Origin of the sequence: Streptomyces sp. NPDC007983 (assembly GCF_042958345.1) — a bacterium.
Taxonomy (GTDB): Bacteria; Actinomycetota; Actinomycetes; order Streptomycetales; family Streptomycetaceae; genus Streptomyces.
On record NZ_JBIBJI010000004.1, the window covers coordinates 207,162 to 227,070 of the forward strand.

19 protein-coding genes and 1 pseudogene are annotated in these 19,909 nt (G+C 71.1%); 7 read left to right on the plus strand and 13 right to left on the minus strand.

Features of this window, described 5'->3' with window-relative positions; genetic code table 11:
• Window positions 1-25: 25 nt before the first annotated feature.
• Genes ACFZCY_RS14580 through ACFZCY_RS14595 form a run of 4 tightly spaced genes read right to left on the minus strand, consistent with a single transcriptional unit; the run spans window position 26 to window position 3,990 of the window.
• Window positions 26-1,030 carry a biotin-dependent carboxyltransferase family protein gene (locus ACFZCY_RS14580; protein WP_391172489.1) on the minus strand — a complete coding sequence of 335 codons (1,005 nt, stop codon included), beginning with the start codon at window positions 1,028-1,030 and terminating at the stop codon, window positions 26-28.
• Window positions 1,027-1,764: a carboxyltransferase domain-containing protein gene (locus tag ACFZCY_RS14585; RefSeq protein WP_391172491.1), complete on the minus strand. Its 738-nt coding sequence runs from the start codon at window positions 1,762-1,764 to the stop codon at window positions 1,027-1,029. The genes ACFZCY_RS14580 and ACFZCY_RS14585 overlap by 4 nt, the downstream gene beginning before the upstream one ends.
• Window positions 1,765-1,783: 19 nt before the next feature.
• On the minus strand, window positions 1,784-2,590 hold the full coding sequence (locus ACFZCY_RS14590) for a 5-oxoprolinase subunit PxpA (protein WP_391172493.1): 807 nt from the start codon (window positions 2,588-2,590) through the stop codon (window positions 1,784-1,786).
• 23 nt (window positions 2,591-2,613) lie between these two features.
• Complete coding sequence (locus tag ACFZCY_RS14595) at window positions 2,614-3,990, minus strand: MFS transporter (protein ID WP_391172495.1); 1,377 nt, start codon at window positions 3,988-3,990, stop codon at window positions 2,614-2,616.
• A gap of 574 nt (window positions 3,991-4,564) precedes the next feature.
• Here ACFZCY_RS14595 and ACFZCY_RS14600 point away from each other — a divergent pair.
• On the plus strand, window positions 4,565-5,200 hold the full coding sequence (locus ACFZCY_RS14600; protein ID WP_391172497.1) for an RraA family protein: 636 nt from the start codon (window positions 4,565-4,567) through the stop codon (window positions 5,198-5,200).
• Window positions 5,201-5,302: 102 nt separating this feature from the next.
• Here ACFZCY_RS14600 and ACFZCY_RS14605 read toward each other — a convergent pair whose 3' ends face one another.
• The gene (locus tag ACFZCY_RS14605; protein WP_391172500.1) at window positions 5,303-6,649 is read right to left on the minus strand and encodes a carboxypeptidase regulatory-like domain-containing protein; all 1,347 of its coding nucleotides are present in this window, start codon (window positions 6,647-6,649) and stop codon (window positions 5,303-5,305) included.
• A gap of 142 nt (window positions 6,650-6,791) precedes the next feature.
• On the opposite strand from ACFZCY_RS14605, the gene ACFZCY_RS14610 reads away from it, so the two are divergent.
• Together ACFZCY_RS14610 and ACFZCY_RS14615 are read left to right on the plus strand one after the other, a co-directional pair.
• Window positions 6,792-7,352 (plus strand): TetR family transcriptional regulator, encoded by a 561-nt coding sequence (locus tag ACFZCY_RS14610; protein WP_391172502.1) that lies wholly within the window; start codon window positions 6,792-6,794, stop codon window positions 7,350-7,352.
• 220 nt (window positions 7,353-7,572) lie between these two features.
• Window positions 7,573-7,995: a TIGR03618 family F420-dependent PPOX class oxidoreductase gene (locus ACFZCY_RS14615; protein ID WP_391172504.1), complete on the plus strand. Its 423-nt coding sequence runs from the start codon at window positions 7,573-7,575 to the stop codon at window positions 7,993-7,995.
• Window positions 7,996-8,068: 73 nt separating this feature from the next.
• Here ACFZCY_RS14615 and ACFZCY_RS14620 read toward each other — a convergent pair whose 3' ends face one another.
• The 4 genes from ACFZCY_RS14620 to ACFZCY_RS14635 form a co-directional block, all read right to left on the minus strand.
• Entirely contained in the window at window positions 8,069-9,094 is a 1,026-nt protein-coding gene (locus ACFZCY_RS14620; RefSeq protein ID WP_391172506.1) for a tetratricopeptide repeat protein, read from the minus strand.
• 163 nt (window positions 9,095-9,257) lie between these two features.
• Window positions 9,258-10,211 carry a transporter substrate-binding domain-containing protein gene (locus tag ACFZCY_RS14625; RefSeq protein ID WP_391172508.1) on the minus strand — a complete coding sequence of 318 codons (954 nt, stop codon included), beginning with the start codon at window positions 10,209-10,211 and terminating at the stop codon, window positions 9,258-9,260.
• Window positions 10,208-10,738: a GNAT family N-acetyltransferase gene (locus ACFZCY_RS14630; RefSeq protein WP_391172510.1), complete on the minus strand. Its 531-nt coding sequence runs from the start codon at window positions 10,736-10,738 to the stop codon at window positions 10,208-10,210. The genes ACFZCY_RS14625 and ACFZCY_RS14630 overlap by 4 nt, the downstream gene beginning before the upstream one ends.
• The gene (locus ACFZCY_RS14635; RefSeq protein WP_391172512.1) at window positions 10,735-11,862 is read right to left on the minus strand and encodes an LLM class flavin-dependent oxidoreductase; all 1,128 of its coding nucleotides are present in this window, start codon (window positions 11,860-11,862) and stop codon (window positions 10,735-10,737) included. The genes ACFZCY_RS14630 and ACFZCY_RS14635 overlap by 4 nt, the downstream gene beginning before the upstream one ends.
• A gap of 636 nt (window positions 11,863-12,498) precedes the next feature.
• On the opposite strand from ACFZCY_RS14635, the gene ACFZCY_RS14640 reads away from it, so the two are divergent.
• Complete coding sequence (locus tag ACFZCY_RS14640) at window positions 12,499-13,473, plus strand: ABC transporter permease subunit (protein ID WP_391172514.1); 975 nt, start codon at window positions 12,499-12,501, stop codon at window positions 13,471-13,473.
• Here ACFZCY_RS14640 and ACFZCY_RS14645 read toward each other — a convergent pair.
• The 3 genes from ACFZCY_RS14645 to ACFZCY_RS14655 all read right to left on the minus strand — a co-directional run bounded on the left by ACFZCY_RS14645 (window position 13,448) and on the right by ACFZCY_RS14655 (window position 16,445).
• Entirely contained in the window at window positions 13,448-14,341 is an 894-nt protein-coding gene (locus ACFZCY_RS14645; RefSeq protein WP_391172516.1) for a glutathione S-transferase C-terminal domain-containing protein, read from the minus strand. The genes ACFZCY_RS14640 and ACFZCY_RS14645 overlap by 26 nt on opposite strands.
• Window positions 14,342-14,741: 400 nt before the next feature.
• The gene (locus ACFZCY_RS14650) at window positions 14,742-15,200 is read right to left on the minus strand and encodes an Rrf2 family transcriptional regulator (RefSeq protein ID WP_391172518.1); all 459 of its coding nucleotides are present in this window, start codon (window positions 15,198-15,200) and stop codon (window positions 14,742-14,744) included.
• A 33-nt stretch (window positions 15,201-15,233) separates the two neighbouring features.
• Window positions 15,234-16,445 carry an acyl-CoA dehydrogenase family protein gene (locus tag ACFZCY_RS14655; RefSeq protein WP_391172520.1) on the minus strand — a complete coding sequence of 404 codons (1,212 nt, stop codon included), beginning with the start codon at window positions 16,443-16,445 and terminating at the stop codon, window positions 15,234-15,236.
• A 131-nt stretch (window positions 16,446-16,576) separates the two neighbouring features.
• Between ACFZCY_RS14655 and ACFZCY_RS14660 the strand changes: the two genes are divergently transcribed.
• The 3 genes from ACFZCY_RS14660 to ACFZCY_RS14670 all read left to right on the plus strand — a co-directional run bounded on the left by ACFZCY_RS14660 (window position 16,577) and on the right by ACFZCY_RS14670 (window position 18,348).
• On the plus strand, window positions 16,577-17,227 hold the full coding sequence (locus tag ACFZCY_RS14660; protein WP_391173637.1) for an SUMF1/EgtB/PvdO family nonheme iron enzyme: 651 nt from the start codon (window positions 16,577-16,579) through the stop codon (window positions 17,225-17,227).
• Between the two features lie 33 nt (window positions 17,228-17,260).
• Window positions 17,261-17,716, plus strand: a complete 456-nt coding sequence (locus ACFZCY_RS14665) for a hypothetical protein (protein ID WP_391172522.1) — start codon at window positions 17,261-17,263, stop codon at window positions 17,714-17,716.
• Between the two features lie 65 nt (window positions 17,717-17,781).
• Window positions 17,782-18,348: an NUDIX domain-containing protein gene (locus ACFZCY_RS14670; protein ID WP_391172524.1), complete on the plus strand. Its 567-nt coding sequence runs from the start codon at window positions 17,782-17,784 to the stop codon at window positions 18,346-18,348.
• Window positions 18,349-18,381: 33 nt separating this feature from the next.
• On the opposite strand, the pseudogene ACFZCY_RS14675 reads toward ACFZCY_RS14670, so the two are convergent.
• Window positions 18,382-19,842 (minus strand): annotated as a pseudogene (locus ACFZCY_RS14675) (MFS transporter); the annotation flags it as partial.
• Between the last annotated feature and the right edge of the window lie 67 nt (window positions 19,843-19,909).

A 19,909-nucleotide genomic window follows, 5' to 3' on the forward strand; every position in this document is an offset into this window, starting at 1 on the left:
TCACGCTGCATATGAGAATAGATTCTCAGTTTACTCGGGACAAGGGTGCGGCGAAGCCGAGTGCGCCGAACGCTTCCGCAGCCGCACGGGCAAGCGCACGGGTCTCGGATTCACGGCGCGCGAAGCGACGCAGCGAGGTCTCGCGGTCGATCCAGCGGAACCTCAGTTCGCGCCCCGGCCCGGCCTGCCCGAGCAGGGACAGGGACGCCCGTGACGCGACACCGACGATGGGATAGCCGGCGGTCAGGCTCCGATAGCGGCCGAGGACGATCAGCTCGTCCGCGTGCGGGATCTGCAGCGCCCCGATGGGCACGCCGTGCGACACGATCTCGGTCCCGGTGTCCGGATGAAGCACCGGCCCGTGCAGCCTGAGCCCGACGTGGTCGGAGCGGGGGGTGACGACGTAGGTCGCCTCCTCGATCACCTCGCGGATCCCGGCGATCGTCCCGATGCCGGGGCTGGGGACGACGTCGACGACCCAGGGGCCGTCGTCGAAGCGCGGGACGGGCACGGGAAGCCGGAACAGCGGCGCCCCGAACAGCCGGTTCCCGAACCCCCGGAACGCCGTCTCCAGCAGGACGGACGAGCCCCGGACCACGGCCTGCCCGAATCCCATCCGGGCGTCCGGCGCCGCGCTGTCCAGCAGGGTCTCGGTGCTCAGCGTTCCGTTCACCGCCAGATAGGTGCGGGCTCCCCGGCTCATGTCCACAACGATCCGCACCTCGTGGCCCGCGGGCACGACCAGCGGTGACCAGCTGTCGGCGGGCGCGCCCGCGACGGTGACCCGGGCGGGCGCGCCGGTCACGGTGAGCAGCACGTCCGCGTCGGGCACGACGGCCAGCTCACCGCCGAGGTTCTCGATCAGGGTCGCGCCACGGGAGTTGCCCACGAGGAGATTCGCCACGGCCGCCGAATGCTGGTCGGCCGCTCCCCCGGTGGGAACGCCGCGCTGCTCCGTACCGCACCGGCCGAGGTCCTGGAACGTGGTGATCCACCCGGTGCTGGTGACGTCGAGCGTCACGGTCTTCATACGGCCACCTCCGTCGGCAGCAGGAAGCCGGCGTCCAGCGCCTCGGCCTCGTCCCGCGTGACGGGGACGAAGCGCACGACGTCACCGGGGCCGAACGACACGGGGTCCGGGCGGGAGATGTCGACGATGGTGTGCGGCGTACGCCCGATCACCCGCCAGCCGGTCGGACCGGGGAAGGGCTGGATGATCGCGTTGGTCCCGGCGATCATGACGGCACCGGGGGCGACGTCCGTGCGGGGCTCGGCCCGTCTGCGCACCGGCCGCGGCACCTTGAGCCCGTCCATCATCGGAGCCATGGCCGCCCCCAGGAGGCAGATGGTGAAGGTGGACCCGGCGATGGCCTCGACGACATCGGCGACGGACAGGCCGAGTTCCTCGGCGACGGACACCAGATCGGGGCCGGTGTCCTCGTCGAAGACGACGGGGATCGCGAACGTCCGTACCTGACGCGAGCGGGCCGGGCCGTCCGCGGGCGACGGCGCCCACCGCGCCACCAGACGGGCCGCGTATTCCACGTGCGGATACGCGGTCCGCAGCGGGTCGAACTCGATGAGCAGGGATTCGAGCCCGGAGACGACGTCGAGCACACCGTGCGGGCGGTGCGCCAGGAACCGGTCGCGGAACGCCACGATCCCGGCCCGTCGGATGGCTTGGTCGGCATGAGGGATGGTCACCATCACCGCCGAGTCCCCGAAGGGCTCGGCGGAGATGGCGCCGTACTGTGCTGTCGTCATCGCCTGGTGCGCCCCGCCCTCAGCCGGCGAGCGCGACCTCCGTCTTCTGCGCCAGGACCTCGCGCAGGCCGGTGACGCGGATGCCCGCGGCGTCGACCGCGGTGCGCAGCGCCGTGCCGTTCGCGAGGACGGACGGGTGGTCGCCGTGCAGGAGCAGGACGTCGGCGTCGTGGCCGAGCGGGACCACGTTTCCGTTGACCGAGCACACGGTGCCCTCCCGCACGACCTGGACCGAGCGCTCGCCGATCAGCTCGGGGTCGTGAATGAGGCCTCCCTCGTGGGAGCGCGGAACGGGCATGCCGTCATCCCCGTAGCCGCGGTCGGCGAGGAACACGTAGCCGACCTCCAGGCCACGCTTGCGCGACTCCTCCGCGAGCAGACCACGCTGGCAGATGACGATGTAGTCGGTGTTGTACGCGGCGATCGCGTCGGTGATGGCGCGGGCGTGCTTGGCGTCGGTCTGCGCGATCGAGCCCATCCGGCCGTGCGGGGCGACATGGCTGATGGTGCCGCCGTGCACCCGCGCGAAGGCGTCGAGGGCGCCGAGCTGGTAGAGGACGTCGGTACGGATCTCCTCCTCGGTCGCCTCGATGAGCCGGCGTCCGAAGCCGACCAGGTCGGGGTAGCCGGGGTGGGCCCCCAGTTCGATGCCGCGCTCGACGCAGTCGGCGACGGTCCGGTCCATGATGCGCGGGTCACCGGCGTGGAAGCCGCAGGCGATGTTCGATGAGGTGACGAGGCCGAGCAGGGCGCCGTCGTCGCCGATCGTGTAGTTGCCGAAGCTCTCGCCGAGGTCGGCGACGACGGCTACGGAGTTGATTCCCATGGTGTCTCTCCTGGTGGGGGGATTCAGCGGGCGGCGAGGGGCTGGCCCTTGGTCTCGCGCAGGAAGGCGACCGTGACCAGGGTGATCAGGGCGGTGATGACGGAGGCGTAGGCCGGGACGAGGTTGGAGCCGGTCGACTGGATCAGCTCGGTCATGACCAGCGGGGCGCTGCCGCCGAAGATGATCGTCGAGACGCTGAACCCGATGCTGTAGGCGGAGTAGCGCACGGTGGTCGGGAACATCTCGGCGAGCATGGTGTGCACAACGGCGGCATGCCCGGAGAAGGCGATGGCGAGGACGACGGTGCCGACGCAGGCGAGCCCGAAGTCCCCGGTGGTGATGAGCCGGAACATCGGATACGAGACGGCGGCGCTGGCGACGGCGGAGCCGGCGAGTACGGGCTTGCGGCCGATCCGGTCCGACAGACGGGCCATGAGCGGGATGCAGATGACGATGGCGACCAGGCTGAACGAGGTGACGGTGAGCGCCCGCAGCATCGAGAAGTTGTGCGCGCCCAGCGAGGTCTTCAAGTAGGTCGGCATGTAGACGAAGAGCAGGTAGTAGCCGGGGCCGTTGAGGGCGGGGAGGAAGATCGTGAGGGCGATCGCCTTCAGGTGGCGCCGGGAGGTGAAGGCCTCCCTGAGCGGGTTGCGCGCGACGGTGTTCTGTTCGCGCAGCGCCTTGAAGTGCGGGGTCTCCTCCAGCTGGCGGCGGATGTAGAAACCGACGTAGCCGAGCGGGACGGCCAGCAGGAACGGCACCCGCCACGCCCAGGAGGTCATCGAGGCGTCGCCGAGGGTTGTGATGAGGACGGCGGAGAAGGCGCTGCCGAACATCAGGGCGACGAACGAGCCGACCGCGATGAAGCTCATCATGCAGTTGCGGCGGGAGTCCGGCGCGTACTCGCCGACGAAGGACATGGCACCGGCCACCTCGCCGCCCGCGGAGAAGCCTTGCAGCACCCGGAGGAGCACGAGGAGGGCGGGCGCGGCCACGCCTATGACGGCGTGGGAGGGGATGAGGCCGATGGCCGCGGTGGCGGCGGAGATCAGGACCAGCAGGGTCGCGAGAAGCCCCTTGCGCCCGATCTTGTCCCCGAGGTATCCGCAGATCACGCTGCCGAACGGGCGGGCGACGAAGCTGACCAGGAAGCCGACGTTGGTGAGGAAGAGGTTCCCGGCGTCGGCCTCTCCCATGATGTTGATCGCGAGGTAGGTGACGAGCAGGCCGTAGATGCCGTAGTCGTACCACTCGACGAAGGAGCCCACGGCACCCGCGACGGTGGCCTTCCGGACGACCTTGCGGTTGGCGGCGACGACGTCGACCGCTGCCGCGCCGGGCGTCTCCGGCGATGCCTCGTGACGGTCTGCTGGGACGTCGAGCCGATCTGACGTTGTCATACGCGTTCACTTTCGGTGTCGCGGACTCCGGGGACGGTGTCCTGAGGATCGCGCGCTGAGCGTGGTCGCCGCCGGCGATCACTCCTGCGTCGAGGTGCACCCATGCGGGGTGGATCGTGAGGGGAAGCCGATGACGGCGTCTCAGGGGAGTTGGGCGGCTTCGGCGTCGTCCGGGTGTCGCTCACACGATGGGCCGGACCAGGCGACGGAGAGGGCAGCGGAACAGCGCCGGAGCCAAGTTGCGACTTGAATCGCGAATGAGAATAGATTCGCATTCTTGGGTGGTCAAGGAAAGATGTCGCCTCCCGTTAACCTCGCGCTTCCATTGCCCTTCTCGCCTTGGATCATGCGACTCTTGCGGCTACTTGACGCCGGATTCCACGGCCTCATGGCGTTCGACGCGGCCGGTTTCGGTCATTATCGGCCACCCCTTGTGTCGCGCCCCGGATCGATGCACACTGGCTCCCACCAAAAACGCGAAAGCTTTCGCACTTTCTCGGCCATCCGCAGCGCACCGCACATCCGCCGAACCGGACGCCGCCCTCCCCCGCCCCCACCACCCCAAGGAACCGCGATGCCCCAGGACAACGTCCGCGTGAACACGGCGTGGGAACGCGTCGACGAGCATGTGCTCGAACGGTTCCGCGCCCACTCCGTGGCCAACCTCGGCGACGCCCTCGACCGGCTGAACATCGTCGACGGAGGCATCGCCCCCATCTGGGGCGGCGCCAAGGCCGTCGGCACAGCACTCCCGGTCCTCACCGTCGCGGGCGACAACAAAGCCGTGATCGCGGCGCTCGAACACATCCGTCCCGACGACATCCTCGTCATCAACGCCTTCGGCTACGACGGCCGCGCGATCATCGGCGACAACCTCGCGCAGCGGTTCGCCGTGCACGGGGCCGCCGGCGCGGTCGTCGACGGCTATGTGCGCGACGCCGCGATCATCGAACAACTCCGGGTCCCGGTGTTCGCCCGCGGGCTGACTCCCGCCGGCCCCTTCAAGAACGGCCCGGGCACGATCGGCGAAGCCGTCGCCATCGGCGGTGTCGTGGTGCACCCGGGCGACATCGTCGCCGCCGACGGCGACGGCGTCATCGTCATCCCGCCGCACCGAGCGGAGGAAGCCCTCAAGGCCGTGGAGGAGATCGTCGCCCGCGAGGCCGCGCTCGACGCCGAGGTCGAGGCGCTTCGAAGCGCCGTCGGATGACCGACCCGCCGGAACCGGCGGGCGGCCCCTGTTCGCGCATACGCAGAGCGCGGGATCGAGGGCTTCGCCCGCCCACCGCGGCGTGGCCCCGGATCGAGAACCTCAGTGGCGTCGGGACAGCCTGCGGGGCGACGCCCCCTGGGGCCGGTCGTGCATGGTGAAGTCGACCTGGACGACCGCACCGGATCGCAGCAGCCTCCGGTGAACGCCCGACTTCCGGCCCGGGGACGAGACCACGATGCTGAGATACCCCTCTGACAGACCGGTCACGGCGTACTCGCCCCGCGCGTTCGTCGTGCTACGCACCAGCTGCCGTCCTCCGGCGTCCATGACGGTCACCGCGGCATGGCGGACGGGCTGCCGCGCGCCGTCGCGAACGGTGCCCTGCAGCGTCGGCACCGGCTCGCCGAAGTGGTGAGGGTGGACCGGAAGCGCGGTAGGGGTCGGCGTCTCCAGGGACGGGTCGTCCACCGGTGGCTCCACAACCTCCTCCTGCTCGCCTCCCCCGTCCTTTCGAGCGGCTTTGCGATGCTGCAGCCAGGCATCGAAACCCATCAGGACGACACCCGCCGTGATCCACGCGCCCAGCACGAGGACGGGCTCGAGCACCCCCGCCCCGTCGAAGTACAGGACCCCCCTGAGCGCATCCACCGCGTTGGCGAGAGGCATGACGGCGTGCACGCGCTGGAAGAACGGGGGCAGCAGCGGGGCGGGGACCACACCGCTGGTCGGAATGCTCAGCACGATGAACAGACCCATGCCCACCGCGGGGAAGTACTGCCTGACGAACGGCGCCAAGCCGGAGGCGAACGTGGCCACCGCCGTGGTGAGCAGAAAGGCGATCGCCGGCGCCGAGGGATTACCGGGGAGGTAGCCCAGCCCTGTGCCGACGAGGAAACCGACGAGGCTGAAGAGGACTGCGACACCCGCGATCGTCATCAGCTTCCTGCGACGGTTGAAGGTCACCGCACGCAGCAGGGTCGTCGCGAGCAGGTAACCGGGGACGCTCCAGGCGGTCCCGAAATAGACCAGGGTCGTGCCCGTCAGATCCTTGCTCACCGTGGGCGCCACGTCCTCGACAATGAGCCTCTGTTCGTGCTCGGCCGTGATGTGGGAGAAGTTCCTGGTCAACGTCTGCGCGAGGGACACCCCGTTGGCCTTGGCCACGTACAGCACGGGATGCCGCCCTCCGGCGACGTAGCCCGCCACCGCGTCCCGGTCCAGCACCGCCTGGCGGGCCTCCCCAGCGCGGGTCACGGTGGTGACATCGAACCCACCCGGGTGCTGCCCCCGCAAAGCTGCCCCGGCCTTGGCCCCCTGGGCGCCTCCGGCGACCACGACCTTCGCATGGTGCGGTTGAGGCGCGTGCAGGGCGGGGGCGAAGCAGAACAGGAAGCCGAGGAAGAGCGCCGCCGGGAACCACATGGCCTCGGCCAGGGTCCTGGCCACGGATATGCCCACTGGTCGATCGGTCCGGCCTCTCATGGCGCCCCTTCTTCGTCCCTCGCACCTGGCCGCCACGCTGGTTAACGTACCGATCGGCACACTTACGTCTTTGCACCGTACGTGTACCGACCGGTACAGTCAAAGCGTGCCTCGTCCCGTCAACGCCGAGAAGCGCGCCGAGTTGCTGGAGCAGGTCACGCATTACCTCCAGCACCACGGCCTCGCCCAGATGTCGCTGAGTCCGCTCGCCGAGGCGATCGGCACCACCAAGCGCATGCTTCTGTACTACTTCGGCAGTCGCGAGAATCTGTTGGCGCAGGCACTGGCCGCCAGCCGGCCGGACGCCCACAGGATGTTCGACGATGTCCACGACACCGCCGCCCTGCACCGGGCCGCCCATACTCTGTGGGAAGCGATCACCACCGGGGAGCAGGCCGGGCCGATCCGCATGCTGCTGCAGCTGCTCAGCCTGGCCACCACCGAGCCGGAGCAGTACGGCAGCCTCGCCGCGGAAACCGTCGAAATCATGATCGGCCCCATCGCCGCCGCGTACGTCCGGCTGGGCCATCCGCCGCGGCAGGCACGGGCCCGGGCCACGCTCCTGGTCTCCGGCCTGCGCGGATTGTGCCAGGACCGCCTGGTCACCCAGGACGTCGCCCGCACCGACGCGGCCGCCCACCGGCTCATCGAGGGCGCGGTCGGCTGACGCTCTCCGACGCGGGACGCGCTGCGCGTTGCGCGCCCCCGCGCCGGCGAGGGGGCGCGCGACGCGTGATCGACAACCCCTGCCCGACCACCGGCCCTTCGGACAGCGAGCACCGACTGCGTCTCCTGGGCCCGGGCGCGCCCGGTCACGTACCATCCGGGCAGTGCGGGGCCCGCCATGTCCGACAGCTCGCCCCGCCACCCGTCAGCAAGGAGTTCTCATGTCCAAGCCGCCGCTGCCGCCCGAGGCCGACGCCCTGCTGCGCCACCCCAATCCGGCCGTCATGGCCACCGTGCGCTCGGACGGCACCCCCGTGTCCACTCCCACCTGGTACGCGTGGGAGGACGGCCGCGTCCTGGTCAACCTGGACGACGGCCGGGTACGGCTGAAGCACCTGCGCCGCGATCCGCGGGTGACCCTCACCGTCCTGGACAAGGACGACTGGTACACCCATGTCACGCTCATCGGACGTGTCGTGGAGATGCGCGAGGACGAGGGCCTGGCCGACATCGACCGCATCGCCCACCACTACATCGGCGGGCCCTACCCGGACCGGGACCGCGCCCGTACCAGCGCCTGGATCGAGGTCGAGCGGTGGCACGGCTGGGGTTCGATGAAGGACAACGACCAGGCGTCCGTGTAAGCGCCGTGTGCGTGGGGAGGCCCCTCCTCACGCACACGCACACGCACACGCACCGCCCGGGCCGGCTCCTCGCTTACGCGATGCCGAATTCCACCCGCGCGCGGTCCACCATCCGGCGGGCGTGCCGCAGCCCGATCCGGTCCAGTACAGCGGCCAGCTCGGCCAGATCGGCGGCTGTGTGGGCGCGGTCACGCCCGAGCCGGGCCAGGGACTTGACGAGCCCCAGCCGGGCGAGGGCCTCGCCGCGCGGCTCGCTCATGGCGCGGAACTCGGTCAGTGCCTGCTGGTAGACGTCACGCGCCTCCGCGCAACGACCCGCGCGATAGAGTACATTGCCGCGCATCTTGTGGTTGTAGGCCAGCGCGCTCATCAGGTTCATCTCGCGACACGTCACCTCCGCCTCGGCGAGCAGGTCCAGCGCACGGTCCGCGTCGCCGTCGCGCACGGAGACGATGTCGGCCAAGCCGCGCAGCGCCCAGGCATGTCCGCGCCGGTCCTCGGCCTGCGCGGCGATCGCCGCGGACTCCTCGAACATCGCGTACGCCGTGTCGTACGACCCGGTGTTGCGATGCATCTGGGCGATCCCCTCCAGCGCCCATACGGTGTGCCGTGCCTCGCCGCGCTCCCGCGCCTCGGCGAGAAGTTGCTCGTGCAGCGCGCCCACGGCCTCGTAATCCCCCTGGATGCGACCCGTCTCCGCCAATCCGGCGAGCGAGTAGCCACGGGCGAGGATGTCCCCTCCCTGTTCGCCGAGTTCGGCCGCGAACCCGAGCAGGCGCCACGCCAGCGCCAGCGCGCCCCGCTGCCGGGCGAGCGTGCCACCACTCCACAGCGCCCACGCCATCGCCCCGGCGTCCCCCGCCGTACGGGCCGCCCGATAGCTGGCCTTCCACTCGCGGTCGGCATCCGACACATTCCCCAGCCTGCGGTTGGCCTCGGCCACCGCCAGCCCCACGCGCGCCGTCTCCCGAGGGCAGCCGCTGCGCTCGGCCGCCCGCAACTGCTCGGTGCCCGCGGCCAGTACGTCGACCAGCGACGAGTTCACGGACAGGGTGGTGAGGGAGCCCTGGTACTCCGGGGCGAACGCCTTGTCGTACATGGGTGCCTTTCCGTCTTCGTTCTACGGAAGCGCGCGCCACCTTTCTGTCCACTCCCTCTATACACTGAGTGCATAGAGGGGCGGAAACAACCCTCGCCGAGTTGTCCGCCGCGCGTCCGTTGCTGATCTAGACGCGATTCGGTCCGGCGAGGTTGTTCCGGTTCTACGGGGTGTGTTCGGGCGGGTTGATCCGCGAGGTCTCGATCGCGGAGGCCTTGGTGCCCCACTTGTCGAGGATCCGGGCGTAGGTCCCGTCCTTGATCAGCTCATTGACGGCGGCCTGGAAGGCCCGGGGAAGCCGGGAGCCCTTCTTGAAGGCGAAGCCCACGTCGAGCCGGTGGTACTCGCCGAGGAAGCTGGTCTGCGCGGCCTTCTGTGCCGCCTGGTGGCGGAGGCCGTTGATGGTGGACATCTCCACGTCGATCCGGCCCTGCTGGAGCGCGGTGAGGAGGGCGCCGTTCTCGGAGAACACCTTCACCTCGTACGGCTTCTTGCCCGCCTTCGCGCACACCTTCTTCTGCGCTTCGAGGGTCGCCTCGAAGGTGGTGCCCGCCCCGGTGCCGATGGTCAGGCCGCACAGTTTGGTGAGATCGGTGACCTTGCCGCCGAGCGCGGTGTTGCCCTTCTTCACCGCGAAGCCCTGGCCGTCGTTGATGTAGGTGGCGAAGTCGATGGTCTTCAGCCGCTCGGCGGTGACGCCGAAGTTGCCGGTCCCCACGTCGTACTTGCCGCTGCCGAGAGCGGGCAGGATCGTCTCGAACGAGGCGTCCTGGCGTTGCAGCTCGACGCCGAGGACCTTGGCCACCGCGTTCGCGAGGTCGATGTCCTGGCCCACGGGCTTCCCGCCCGTCCCCTGCGGGTAGTACGCGCCCGGCGGTCCCCCCACCGAGCTGCCGATCCGCAGCGTGCCCGACTTCCTGACGTCGGCGGGCAGCAGGGCGGCGATGGAGTCGGCCTTGTGCACCGAGGCCACCGGATTGGCGGTCGGTGCGGGGGACGCGGCGCCCGCCGCCGCCGTGCCACCGGGGTCGCCGGAACCGCAGCCGGCCAGCGCCAGCGCGGAGACGGTTACGGCGGCGGCCGGACGAAGGCGCAGTCTCGCGCGGGAGTGGTTCACGGGGCGGGAGCCTTTCGGGTCTGTGCGTCGGTGGTGAGGTGTTTCTCGAACGGGAGCGGGCCGATGGTCTCCGGGTCGGCCCCGGTGTCGAACAGCGGTGTGTAGCCCGTGGCCAGGTACAGGCCGCGGGCCTCGGGCTGGCGCGGCCCGGTGGTCAGGTAGACGCGCCGGTAGCCGCGGGCCGCTGCCGTGCGCTCCAGTTCGGCCACGACCCGGCGGGCGAGGCCGCGTCGGCGGTGGGCGGAGTGGGTCCAGATGCGTTTCAGTTCGGCCGTGGTGTCGTCGTAGCGGCGGAAGGCGCCGCCCGCGACCGGCTCCCCGTGCTCCAGCAGCAGGAGCAGCACGCCGCCGTGTGCGGGGGTGAACTCCTCGTCGGGATACCGGGCGAGTTCGGCGTGCGCGTCCTTGCCGTAGCGGGTGGAGTACTCGTCGCCCAGTTCCCGCAACAGCGGCGCCACGCGCGGGTCGCCGACCTCGACGGGGACGACGGTCAGCCCGGTGGCGGGCCGCTGCGCGGCTGTGGTCATGCGCGCACCGCCGCGAGGGACTGCGGGCCGCGCGCCGCGCGCTCGGCGTCGCGCTTGGCGACCTCCTCGCGGACGATCGGGATGACGTGCCGCCCGAAGTCGATGGCGTCGCCCAGCAGGTCATAGCCCCGGGCGGAGAGGATGTCGACGCCCAGGTCGTAGTAGTCCAGCAGCGCCTGAGCCACCGTCTCGGGGGTGCCGACCAGGGCGTTGGAGTTGCCCGCGCCGCCGGTGGCGGCGGCGGTCGGGGTCCACAGCGCGCGGTCGTACCGCTCCCCCTGCTCCGCGATGGCGATCAGCCGCTGGGAGCCGGTGTTCTCCGGGGCGCTGTCGCGGTGGTGCCGTACGAGCCCCTGCTCACGCCGCGCCCGGATCGCGCCGACCGTGCGGTGGGCCTTCTCCCAGGCCAGTTCCTCGGTAGGGGCGATGATCGGCCGGAAGGCCGCCTGGATGCGCGGGACGTCGGTGCGGCCCGCGGCCCGTGCGGCCGCTTTCACCGCCTCGATCTGTTCCGCGGTCTTCTCCAGAGGCTCGCCCCACAGGCAGTAGATGTCGGCCTCCGCTCCCCCGGCCGCGTAGGCCGCCGGGGAGGAACCGCCGAAGGAGACCCGGGGCCTGGGCTGCTGGACGGGGAGGACATCGCTGACGAAGTCGTGGAAGCGGTAGTACTCCCCCTCGTGGTCGAAGGGCTCGCGAGCCGTCCAGATCTTCTTGACGATCCGGATGTACTCGCGGGTGCGCTCATAGCGCTGGTCCTTGGTGAGGGTGTCGCCCTCCCGGCCCTGCTCATGGTCGTTGCCACCGGTGATGAAGTGCACCGTCAACCGGCCCTCGCTGAGCTGGTCGAGAGTGGCGAAGGTCTTCGCGGCGTACGTCGGATACGAGACGTTGGGCCGGTGGGCGAGCAGGATCTGAAGGCGGTCCAGCCTGCTCGCGATGTACGCGGCGGCCGGGGCGGGGTCCGGCGATCCGGAGCCGTAGGCGAAGAGCACCCGGTCCCAGCCGTGGTCCTCGTGTGCCCGGGCGAGCCGGAGGGTGTACTCCTTGTCGAAGGCGGCGCCGGAGCGCGGGGTGGTCTCGGAGCCGTCATGGGTGGCGGCGATGCCGAGGAATTCCACGGGCATGCGAAGAGCCTCTCGGGATGGGCACAAAGGGCCACGCGGGAAGGGCGGAACACCCGTTGTTCCGGCCGTGGGTGACGGCGGATCAGCGAATGTGGTTTGCGGAGAGCACGGGTGAATCAGACAGGCGTGATGAGGCCGGAAGGTGCGAAGGCAGCGCGTGTCCGGGGCCGCGGGACCGTTCGTACGCCGGGTCAGAGCCCGGGTACGGCGGTCGCGCGGAGGAAGAACTCGGCCCGCGACGGGGTCACCGAGGGAGGGAAGGGCCGATCAGACAGCCCGCTGCCCAGTCAGGCGCAACACATGGCGGACCACACACGACCGAAGTCGATGTGGTCGCGGGAGACCAAGCGCGGCTGGGCATTCATGAGACTAATTGAGCAGGACACATGGCGTCGCGTCAACCGGTGCCCGGATGACGGACCGGTGGGGGCCGGCTTTCCCGCCACCTCCCCGGCCACATTGACAGCGCTACGCGGTCGGCACATACCATCACCCCCTGGATCGGCTCCGCCCCCGCGCGGCGGCCCCTCCGGCCGCGTTGAGGGACGCGGCGAGCGTGATGAAGCCCCACCCCGGCCGCATGCCACCGGGGTGCACCCGCCCACGCCCGCGATCCTTCCCCCCGAGGACCCTCAGATGGCCACGCCTTCCGATGTCACCGCCCCCGATCCCGTGTCCGTATCCCCCTCCACCACGCGCAAGCGGTGCGGCTCCGGCGACCTGCCGCGGATCGTGCCGCGCCGCCACCTCGGCCGGTGGTTCGCGGCGGCCGTCGCGCTGCTGGTGTTCGCGATGGTGGCCAACTCCGTCGTCCGTAACCCCGCCTTCCAATGGGACGTCGTCGGGCGCTACTTCACCACCACCGCCGTGCTCGACGGGCTGCTGCTGACCCTGTGGCTGACCGCGGTGGTCATGGTGCTCGGTTTTCTGCTGGGCACCCTGCTGGCCGTGATGCGGTTGTCCGCCAACCCGGTGCTGGCGACGCTGAGTTGGGGCTATGTGTGGATCTTCCGTTCCACACCGCTGCTGGTCCAGTTGCTGTTCTGGTTCAACATCGGCGCGCTCTACCCGACGCTCGGTGTCGGCGTCCCCTTCGGCCCCCAGTTCGTCACCGTCAAGACCGTCAACCTGCTCGGCCCCGCCCTCACCGCCGTCATCGGCCTGACCCTGCACGAGGCCGCCTACGCCGCCGAGGTGGTACGCGGTGGCATCGTGTCCGTGGATGCCGGCCAGACCCAGGCGGCCCAGGCGCTCGGCCTGGGCCGGTGGCGCACCCTGCGCCGGATCGTGGTGCCTCAGGCGATGCGCTCCATCGTGCCGACAGCGGGCAACATGCTGATCGGCACCCTCAAGGGCACCAGCATCGTCAGCGTCCTGGCCGTGCACGACCTGCTGTACTCGGTGCAGCTGGTCTACAACCAGACCTACCAGGTCATCCCGCTGCTGATGGTGGCCACCCTCTGGTACATCGCCGTCACCACGGTCCTGAGCGCCGGGCAGTTCTACGTGGAGCGGCACTACGCGCGCGGGGCCGCCCGCACGCTGCCGCCCACTCCCCTGCAACGCCTGCGCGGGCAGCCGGCCGTCAGCCGGGTTCGGCGGGGGTCCTGAGCCGCGCGTGCGTGGCCCAGTCCAGGATCTGGACCGCCGCTCCGGCGGCCTCCAGGCCCTGGCAGTGCGCGTGGTGCCGACGGGCGATGCCGTCCAGATCGAGGTGGCGGCCGAACGCCGGGTGGGCGGCCAGCCGCCGCGCGTAGGCCCACAGGTGCGGGTGGTCCGTGATGCGGTGCACCGCGGCGGCGTCCAGATGCTGCCGGTGCACGGTGTCGAGCCACAGCAGGGTCACCCACACCTGCACGTCGGAGGCGGTCAGTTCCTCGCCCAGGACGTGCTTCCGGACCGCGAGCCGTCGCTCCAGCGCGTCCAGCGCGCCGAACACGGTACCGAGCGCGGTATCGCGCGCCGCGTCGTCGGCGCCGGGCTGTCCGGCGCGCTGGACGGCGTCGTCGATGCCGCGCTCGCAGAGGCGTGCGATCGCCTCCATCTCGCGCTCCGCGCCGCACGGGTGGAGAACGGGGCGGTCGGAGCTCCCGCTGCCGAAACGGCGGTCCAGGTCGCGCAGGATGTCGGGGGTGTGGGTGCTGACGATCCTGCCCGACCAGTCGTCGCTGAGCACCGGTGCCGCGGTCGGCCCGGCGTAACGGTGCGCGCTGGCCTCGTACATCAGACGCAGCGCGGAATGCCCGCCGTCCGGTCCGTCGGGCACGGCGGGCAGCAGGGTCACCGGGAGGGTGTCGTCGAGGCCGAGCAGGCTATGGGTGATGGCGATCCGCAGACAGTGCCGGCAGGACAACGCCAGATGGAGGCGGTAGCGGCGCGGCACGGCGTAGTGTCCGCTGCGCGCGTCCCGGCCGATCCTGCCCCGGAACGATGCGACGGACGGCGAGGACGGCGCGGCTTTCCCAGGTGTGACGGACACGTTTCTCCCCAGGTCGGGTTCTTCGCTGGCGGTGAGACGTACGGTGAGCGACCGGCGGTGAACGGCCCTCGGCGGGCAGCCCGTGGCGGGGGCCCTCGGCGGGCGGCTCTCGGTGGGCGCGTGGCGGTGATCGCTCGCGGTGCCGCAGGACGACGGTGTCAGGTGCCCGCGAGGGCCTGCCGGCTCAGGACGGGAGACTCGCGGCGCTGCAGACGCGCAGCAGGTCGATGTGGCGGCGGGAGGTCAGAAGGGGAGAGGGCCGATGCGCGCGGACCGCTCGCTCGGCGGCCGCCTGCCCAGGCCTCATCATTCCCCACCTATCCGCTAGGAATCCCCTCCTGAGGAGTGTCGAGCGCCTCGCGAGTCCCGTCAAGGGGTGTCCCACGTCCTGGTTACGGAGCTACGGGTTCGTCCACGCCTCGGGATCCTCGGCGAGGTCCAGGACCCCCTCGGGCAGCTCGGCCGCGGCGACCTGGGCGAGGGTGACCTCACCGAGGATCTTGCGGACATTGGCCCGCACCGCGATCCACAGCGGCAGCAACGACTCCGCCGGGCCGTGGTAGGACAGTTCGGGCGGCCGTACGCCCCGTACGGACACCAGGGGCCCGTCGACCACGCGGATCACATCGGCGATCGTGATCTCGTCGGCGGGGCGGGCCAGCCGGTAGCCGCCGTTCCCGCCGCGCTGGCTGGCCACCAGCCCGCCGCGGCGCAGATCGCCCAGGATCCCCTCGAGGAACTTGTGCGGAACGCCCTGCGACGCGGCGATCGCCTCGGCCTTGACGGAGACACCGTCCACCGCCACCGCCAGCTCCAGAGCCGCCCGCACCGCATAGTCCGCCTTCGCAGAGATCCGCATGCGGTGATTATCCGCCACCGGGTCGCGTGGCGATCAGAAGGGCAGGGCGAACGGAGGGTGCTCGCCGCGGAGGAAGTAGTCCCCCACCTCCTGGAGCCGGGGAGCGACCGGAACGCAGAGGGTGTGGGTCCGTACGTTGCGCCAGAACCGGTCGAATCCGTACGCCGAGGCGGCGGAGCGGGCGCCGAGGACGTCCAGCGCGCGGGCCGTGACGTCCTGCGCGGCACCGGCGGCGGCCGCCTCGGCCGCCGCCGCCAGCATGGTGATCTCGGCGCACTCGTCGTCGGTGAGGTCCTCTCCGCGCGCCAGCCCGCGGTCCAGCGCTTCCAGCGCCTGGTCGGCGAGCGCGGACGCGGAGAACGTGGCGACGGTCAGCTCGCCGTAGGTGGTCAGCACGTACGGATTACGGGGCGAGCTGTACGACGGCCCGTCCGGCTGCCAGGGCACGTCCACGGCCCTGGTGTACTCGCGGGCCTCGGCGAGCACTCCCTGGGCGATCCCCAGACAGATCTGGGCCGAGACCAGCCGCCCGGTCGGCGCGGACAGCCCGGCGAAGGGCGACAGGGTGCCGTCGTCCGAGGAGAGCGGGCCGAGCACCGCGTCGCTCTCGACCGCCACCGCGTCGAACTCCACGCTCCCGCCGGCCGCCAGCCGCTGGCCGAAGGTCTCCCCGCCGTCGCCGCCGGCCACCACGCCGGGGCGGGTCGCGTCGACGAGCACGGCCAGCGGCTCCCCCGTCTCGGAATGGTCCGCGCGCACCGCGAGCCGGTCGGCGACCAGGACGCCGGTGGCGTACCCCTGGCGTCCGTTCAGCACATAGCCGCCCCGCCCCGGGGTGAGCGTCAGACGCGGCTCCACGGAGGCCAGCCCGCCGCCCCAGCACCACTGACCGGCCGCGGACTCCCGCTCGACGCGGGCGGCGAGGCCGGGCCTGCCGAAGAACCGCGCGCTGGAGGACAGCAGGTAGTGGCAGCCGAGCACTTGGCCGATCGCGCCGTCGGCCGCGGCGATCGTCCGTATGACGGCGTGTGCCGTGGGCCAGTCCGCCCCGCCGCCCCCGCTCTCGGCGGGTATCAGCAACGACAGGAGACCGGCCTCCCGAAGCCGCGCGACCTCGTCGAAGGGTGTCTTCCCGGCCTGGTCGCGGACCACCGCGTCGATGGCCAGGTCGTCCGCCGCCTCATGGGCGACCTGCAGCCAACGCGCGCGGTCGGGTGTTTCCGTAACCGCATCCACCACCGTCACGCCTGCTCCTCTTCCTTCGGCAAGGGCCGCCTGCCATAATTCCCTATTAATCCAGTAGGAAAAATAGGGAATCCAGCCGTCGACGTCCACCCGGGTATCGTCTGTCCGTGAACACGAGTGCGGGGCACGAGATGATCGCCATACCGCCGGGGCAGGTGACGCTGTCGGACCGGCGGACCCGGCGCAGTTGGCCGGTCGAGCTGGCGCCGTACCAGCTCGGCGCGTACCCGGTCACCCAGGCGCTGTACGCCCAGGTCACCGGCGCACGGCCGAGCAACGCCCAGGCGGACGCGGCGCCCGTCGAGGGCGTGTCGTGGCGGGACGCGGTCGTCTTCTGCAACGCCCTGTCGGAGCGGCACGGGTTCACGCCCGCGTACCGCCTCCCTGCCGATGGTGAGGACATGGAGTGGGACCCGTCCGCGGAGGGGTACCGGCTGCCGACGGAAGCCGAGTGGGAGCACGCCTGCCGTGCCGGTACCGCCGGACCGCGCTACGGGCCGCTCGACGACATCGCCTGGCACCGCGGCAATTCGGGGGAACGACCCCATGACGTGGGCGGCAAACAGCCCAACGCGTGGGACCTCCACGACATGCTCGGCAATGTCTGGGAGTGGTGCTGGGACCTCTACGACGCCGAGGTCTACGGCACCTACCGAGTGCTCCGTGGCGGCGGCTGGTTCGATGAACACTGGAGCTGCCGGGCCTCCGTACGCCGCCGCAGTCACCCGACCTTCCGGGTGGACGACGTGGGATTCCGCGTCGCGCGTACCGCCGAGCGCTGATCCCACGAGAGGGCTTCGACCTGGAGGTGGCGGGTGACGGCACGGTTCGACGCGGCCACGGGCGATGAAGCGCCCATCGAGACGGACCCCCGGAAGCGGACGGCGGCGGTGCGGGCGGCGTTCGACAGCCTGCTGGAGATCCGTCGGCTGATGAACACCGACAGCGACGACCCTCTCGCCACGCCCGCCGCCTGGGAGCGGCACCAGCCGGTACGGGCCGTGGCCATCGCCCTGGAGGCGGCGGGCATTCCCCCCTCGGCGGTCGGCGCCGACGGCCACCGGCTGGCGACGGGCTACCGCTGCGCCGAGGCCGAGCGGGCGGGGGTGGTGCGGGTCGAATGGCTGGGGCCCACGGGAAGTGGCGCCGCGTACGCGGCGGGAGAGCAGCTGGGCAACTGCGCCCGGGTGCTGCGCGGGCTGGGCTGGGAGGCCCTGGAGTACCGCGGCCGCGGCCGCCACCGCTATCTGGAGGTCGAACCACTCCCCTGACGCCGGGCGGTGCGGCATCGCCCCGGAGACGTCTACGAGGGCGGTGACACCATGCGGCGCATAGGATGCCGAACGTGACTGCCGCAGAGCCCAACCCCTTGGTGTGGACGCTGAAGAGCGAGCGCCCTCGGTCGGCCGGATACCTGAAAGTGCGATGCCGCACCTACGTTCAGCCCGACGGCCGGGAGTCCGACTGGGACATTCTGGTGGGCCCGCGCACCGTCGCAGTGGTCGCGCTGACGGAGGACGGGCAGGGCCTCCTGGTGCGCCAGTACCGGCCCGGGCCGGGCACGGTACTGGCGGAACTACCCGGCGGTCTGGTCACCGATGGCGAGGAGGTCGTGGCCGGTGCGGCGCGCGAGTTGCTGGAGGAGACGGGGTACGAGGCCGGCTCGCTCCAGGTCGTCGCGACCACCTATCTGGCCTCCTACGCCACCCACGTGCGGTACGCGGCACTGGCCCGCGATTGCCGCAAAGTCGCGGACCCCACGCCGGATGCCGAGGAGTTCGTCGAGCCGATCACGCTGCCGCGGGACCAGTACGTGGCCCACATCCTGAGCGGTCGGCTCACCGACATGGACCTGGGCCTGGCCGGGCTGGTCGCCGCCGGCCTTCTCAGACCCACGGTGTGACGACCGAGCAGCAGCCTGGGCCACGGTTCCGGTCTTTCGTACGGGGCGGGTCATGGTCAGCGGTGCGGCGACGCACGCGGCGGCGAGGAGGATGGCGAAGCCGACCGTCAGGGCGGTGGTGTAGCCGTGCGTGGATGCCGCGATCGGTGTGGCGTCGCGTGCCGACGCCAGGTGGGACGCCGTGGCACTGGCCGCGATGGTGTTGAGCAGCGCGGTGCCGAGTGCGGCTCCCAGTTGCTGCGAGGCGTTGTAGGCGGCCGATGCGGCGCCGACGTCGTGCGGGGGCATGTCCGCTGTGGCCAGGGCGGCGGTCGGGGGCATGACGCAGCCGAGGCCGAGCCCGGTGAGCACCAGGGCGGGTGCCAGGTAGAGCGGCAGGATGTCCGTGCTCTGCGGCGTCAAACGGGTCAGGACGAACATCCCGGCGGCCGCGGCGATCAGGCCGGGCAGGATCAGCGCCGCGGGTGCGACGCGTCCGTGCAGTCTCCCGGCGATCAGGGTGGAGCCGAGCAGGGCGGCCAGGGCGTTGATGATCAGCGTCAGGCCCGCCCGGACCGGCGAATAGCCGAGGAGGGCTTGGGTGTAGTAGCTCATGAACAGGTAGAAGCCGAACATCGCGACGAACATCAGGGTGATCGAGAGGAACGCACCGGCGCGGGCCCGGTGCAGGAACACACGCATCGGCAGCAGCGGGTGGGGTGCGCGGACCTCGACGGTGGCGAACACGGCCAGCAGCAGGACACCACCGGCCAGCAGCACCAGCACCTTCGGCGCGCCCCAGCCGAGCGGTTCGGCTTCGTTGAAGGCATAGACCACCGCGGCGAAGCCGGTGGTGCTGAGCAGTGCGCCCGCGACGTCGAGCCGCCCGCCGTCGCGGACCGGGCGGCCCGGCGGCACGAAGGCCGTACCGAGCACGGCCAACAGGGCGACGGGGACGTTGATGTACAGGCACCAGCGCCAGCCGGCGTACTCGGTCAGCAGGCCCCCGGCGATCAGGCCGATGGCCGACCCGGCGGCACCGACCGCGGTGAACACGCCGAACGCCCGGCCGCGTTCGTGCGGCTCCGTGAACGTCGTGGTCAGCAACGACAACCCGGCGGGTGCGAGCAGGGCGGCGAAAACACCCTGCAGGGCCCGGGCCCCGAAGAGCATCCCGGGGTTGACGGCGGCCCCGCCCAGCGCGGACGACGCGGCGAAGCCGGTCAGGCCGATGACGAACGCGCGCCGGTGGCCGAGCGCGCCACTGACCCTGCCGCCGATCAGCAGCAGTCCGCCGAAGGCGAGGGCATACGCGGTGATCGCCCATTGCCGGTTCGCGTCGGACATCCCGAGCGCGCTCTGCGCGGAGGGCAGGGCGATGTTCACGACCGTCCCGTCCAGCACCACGAGCAGTTGGGCCGCGCTCACCGCCGGCAGGGTCCACCACCGCCGCCGCGGTACGGGGGCATCAACGGCAGACTCCGCCTCGGGCGGTTCGATGTCTTGGGTATCCATGACTTCAAGGGTTTCGTTGAAGTCATCCCGGAGACTTTTCCTCGCCCCCCGGCCGACGGTTCACGGC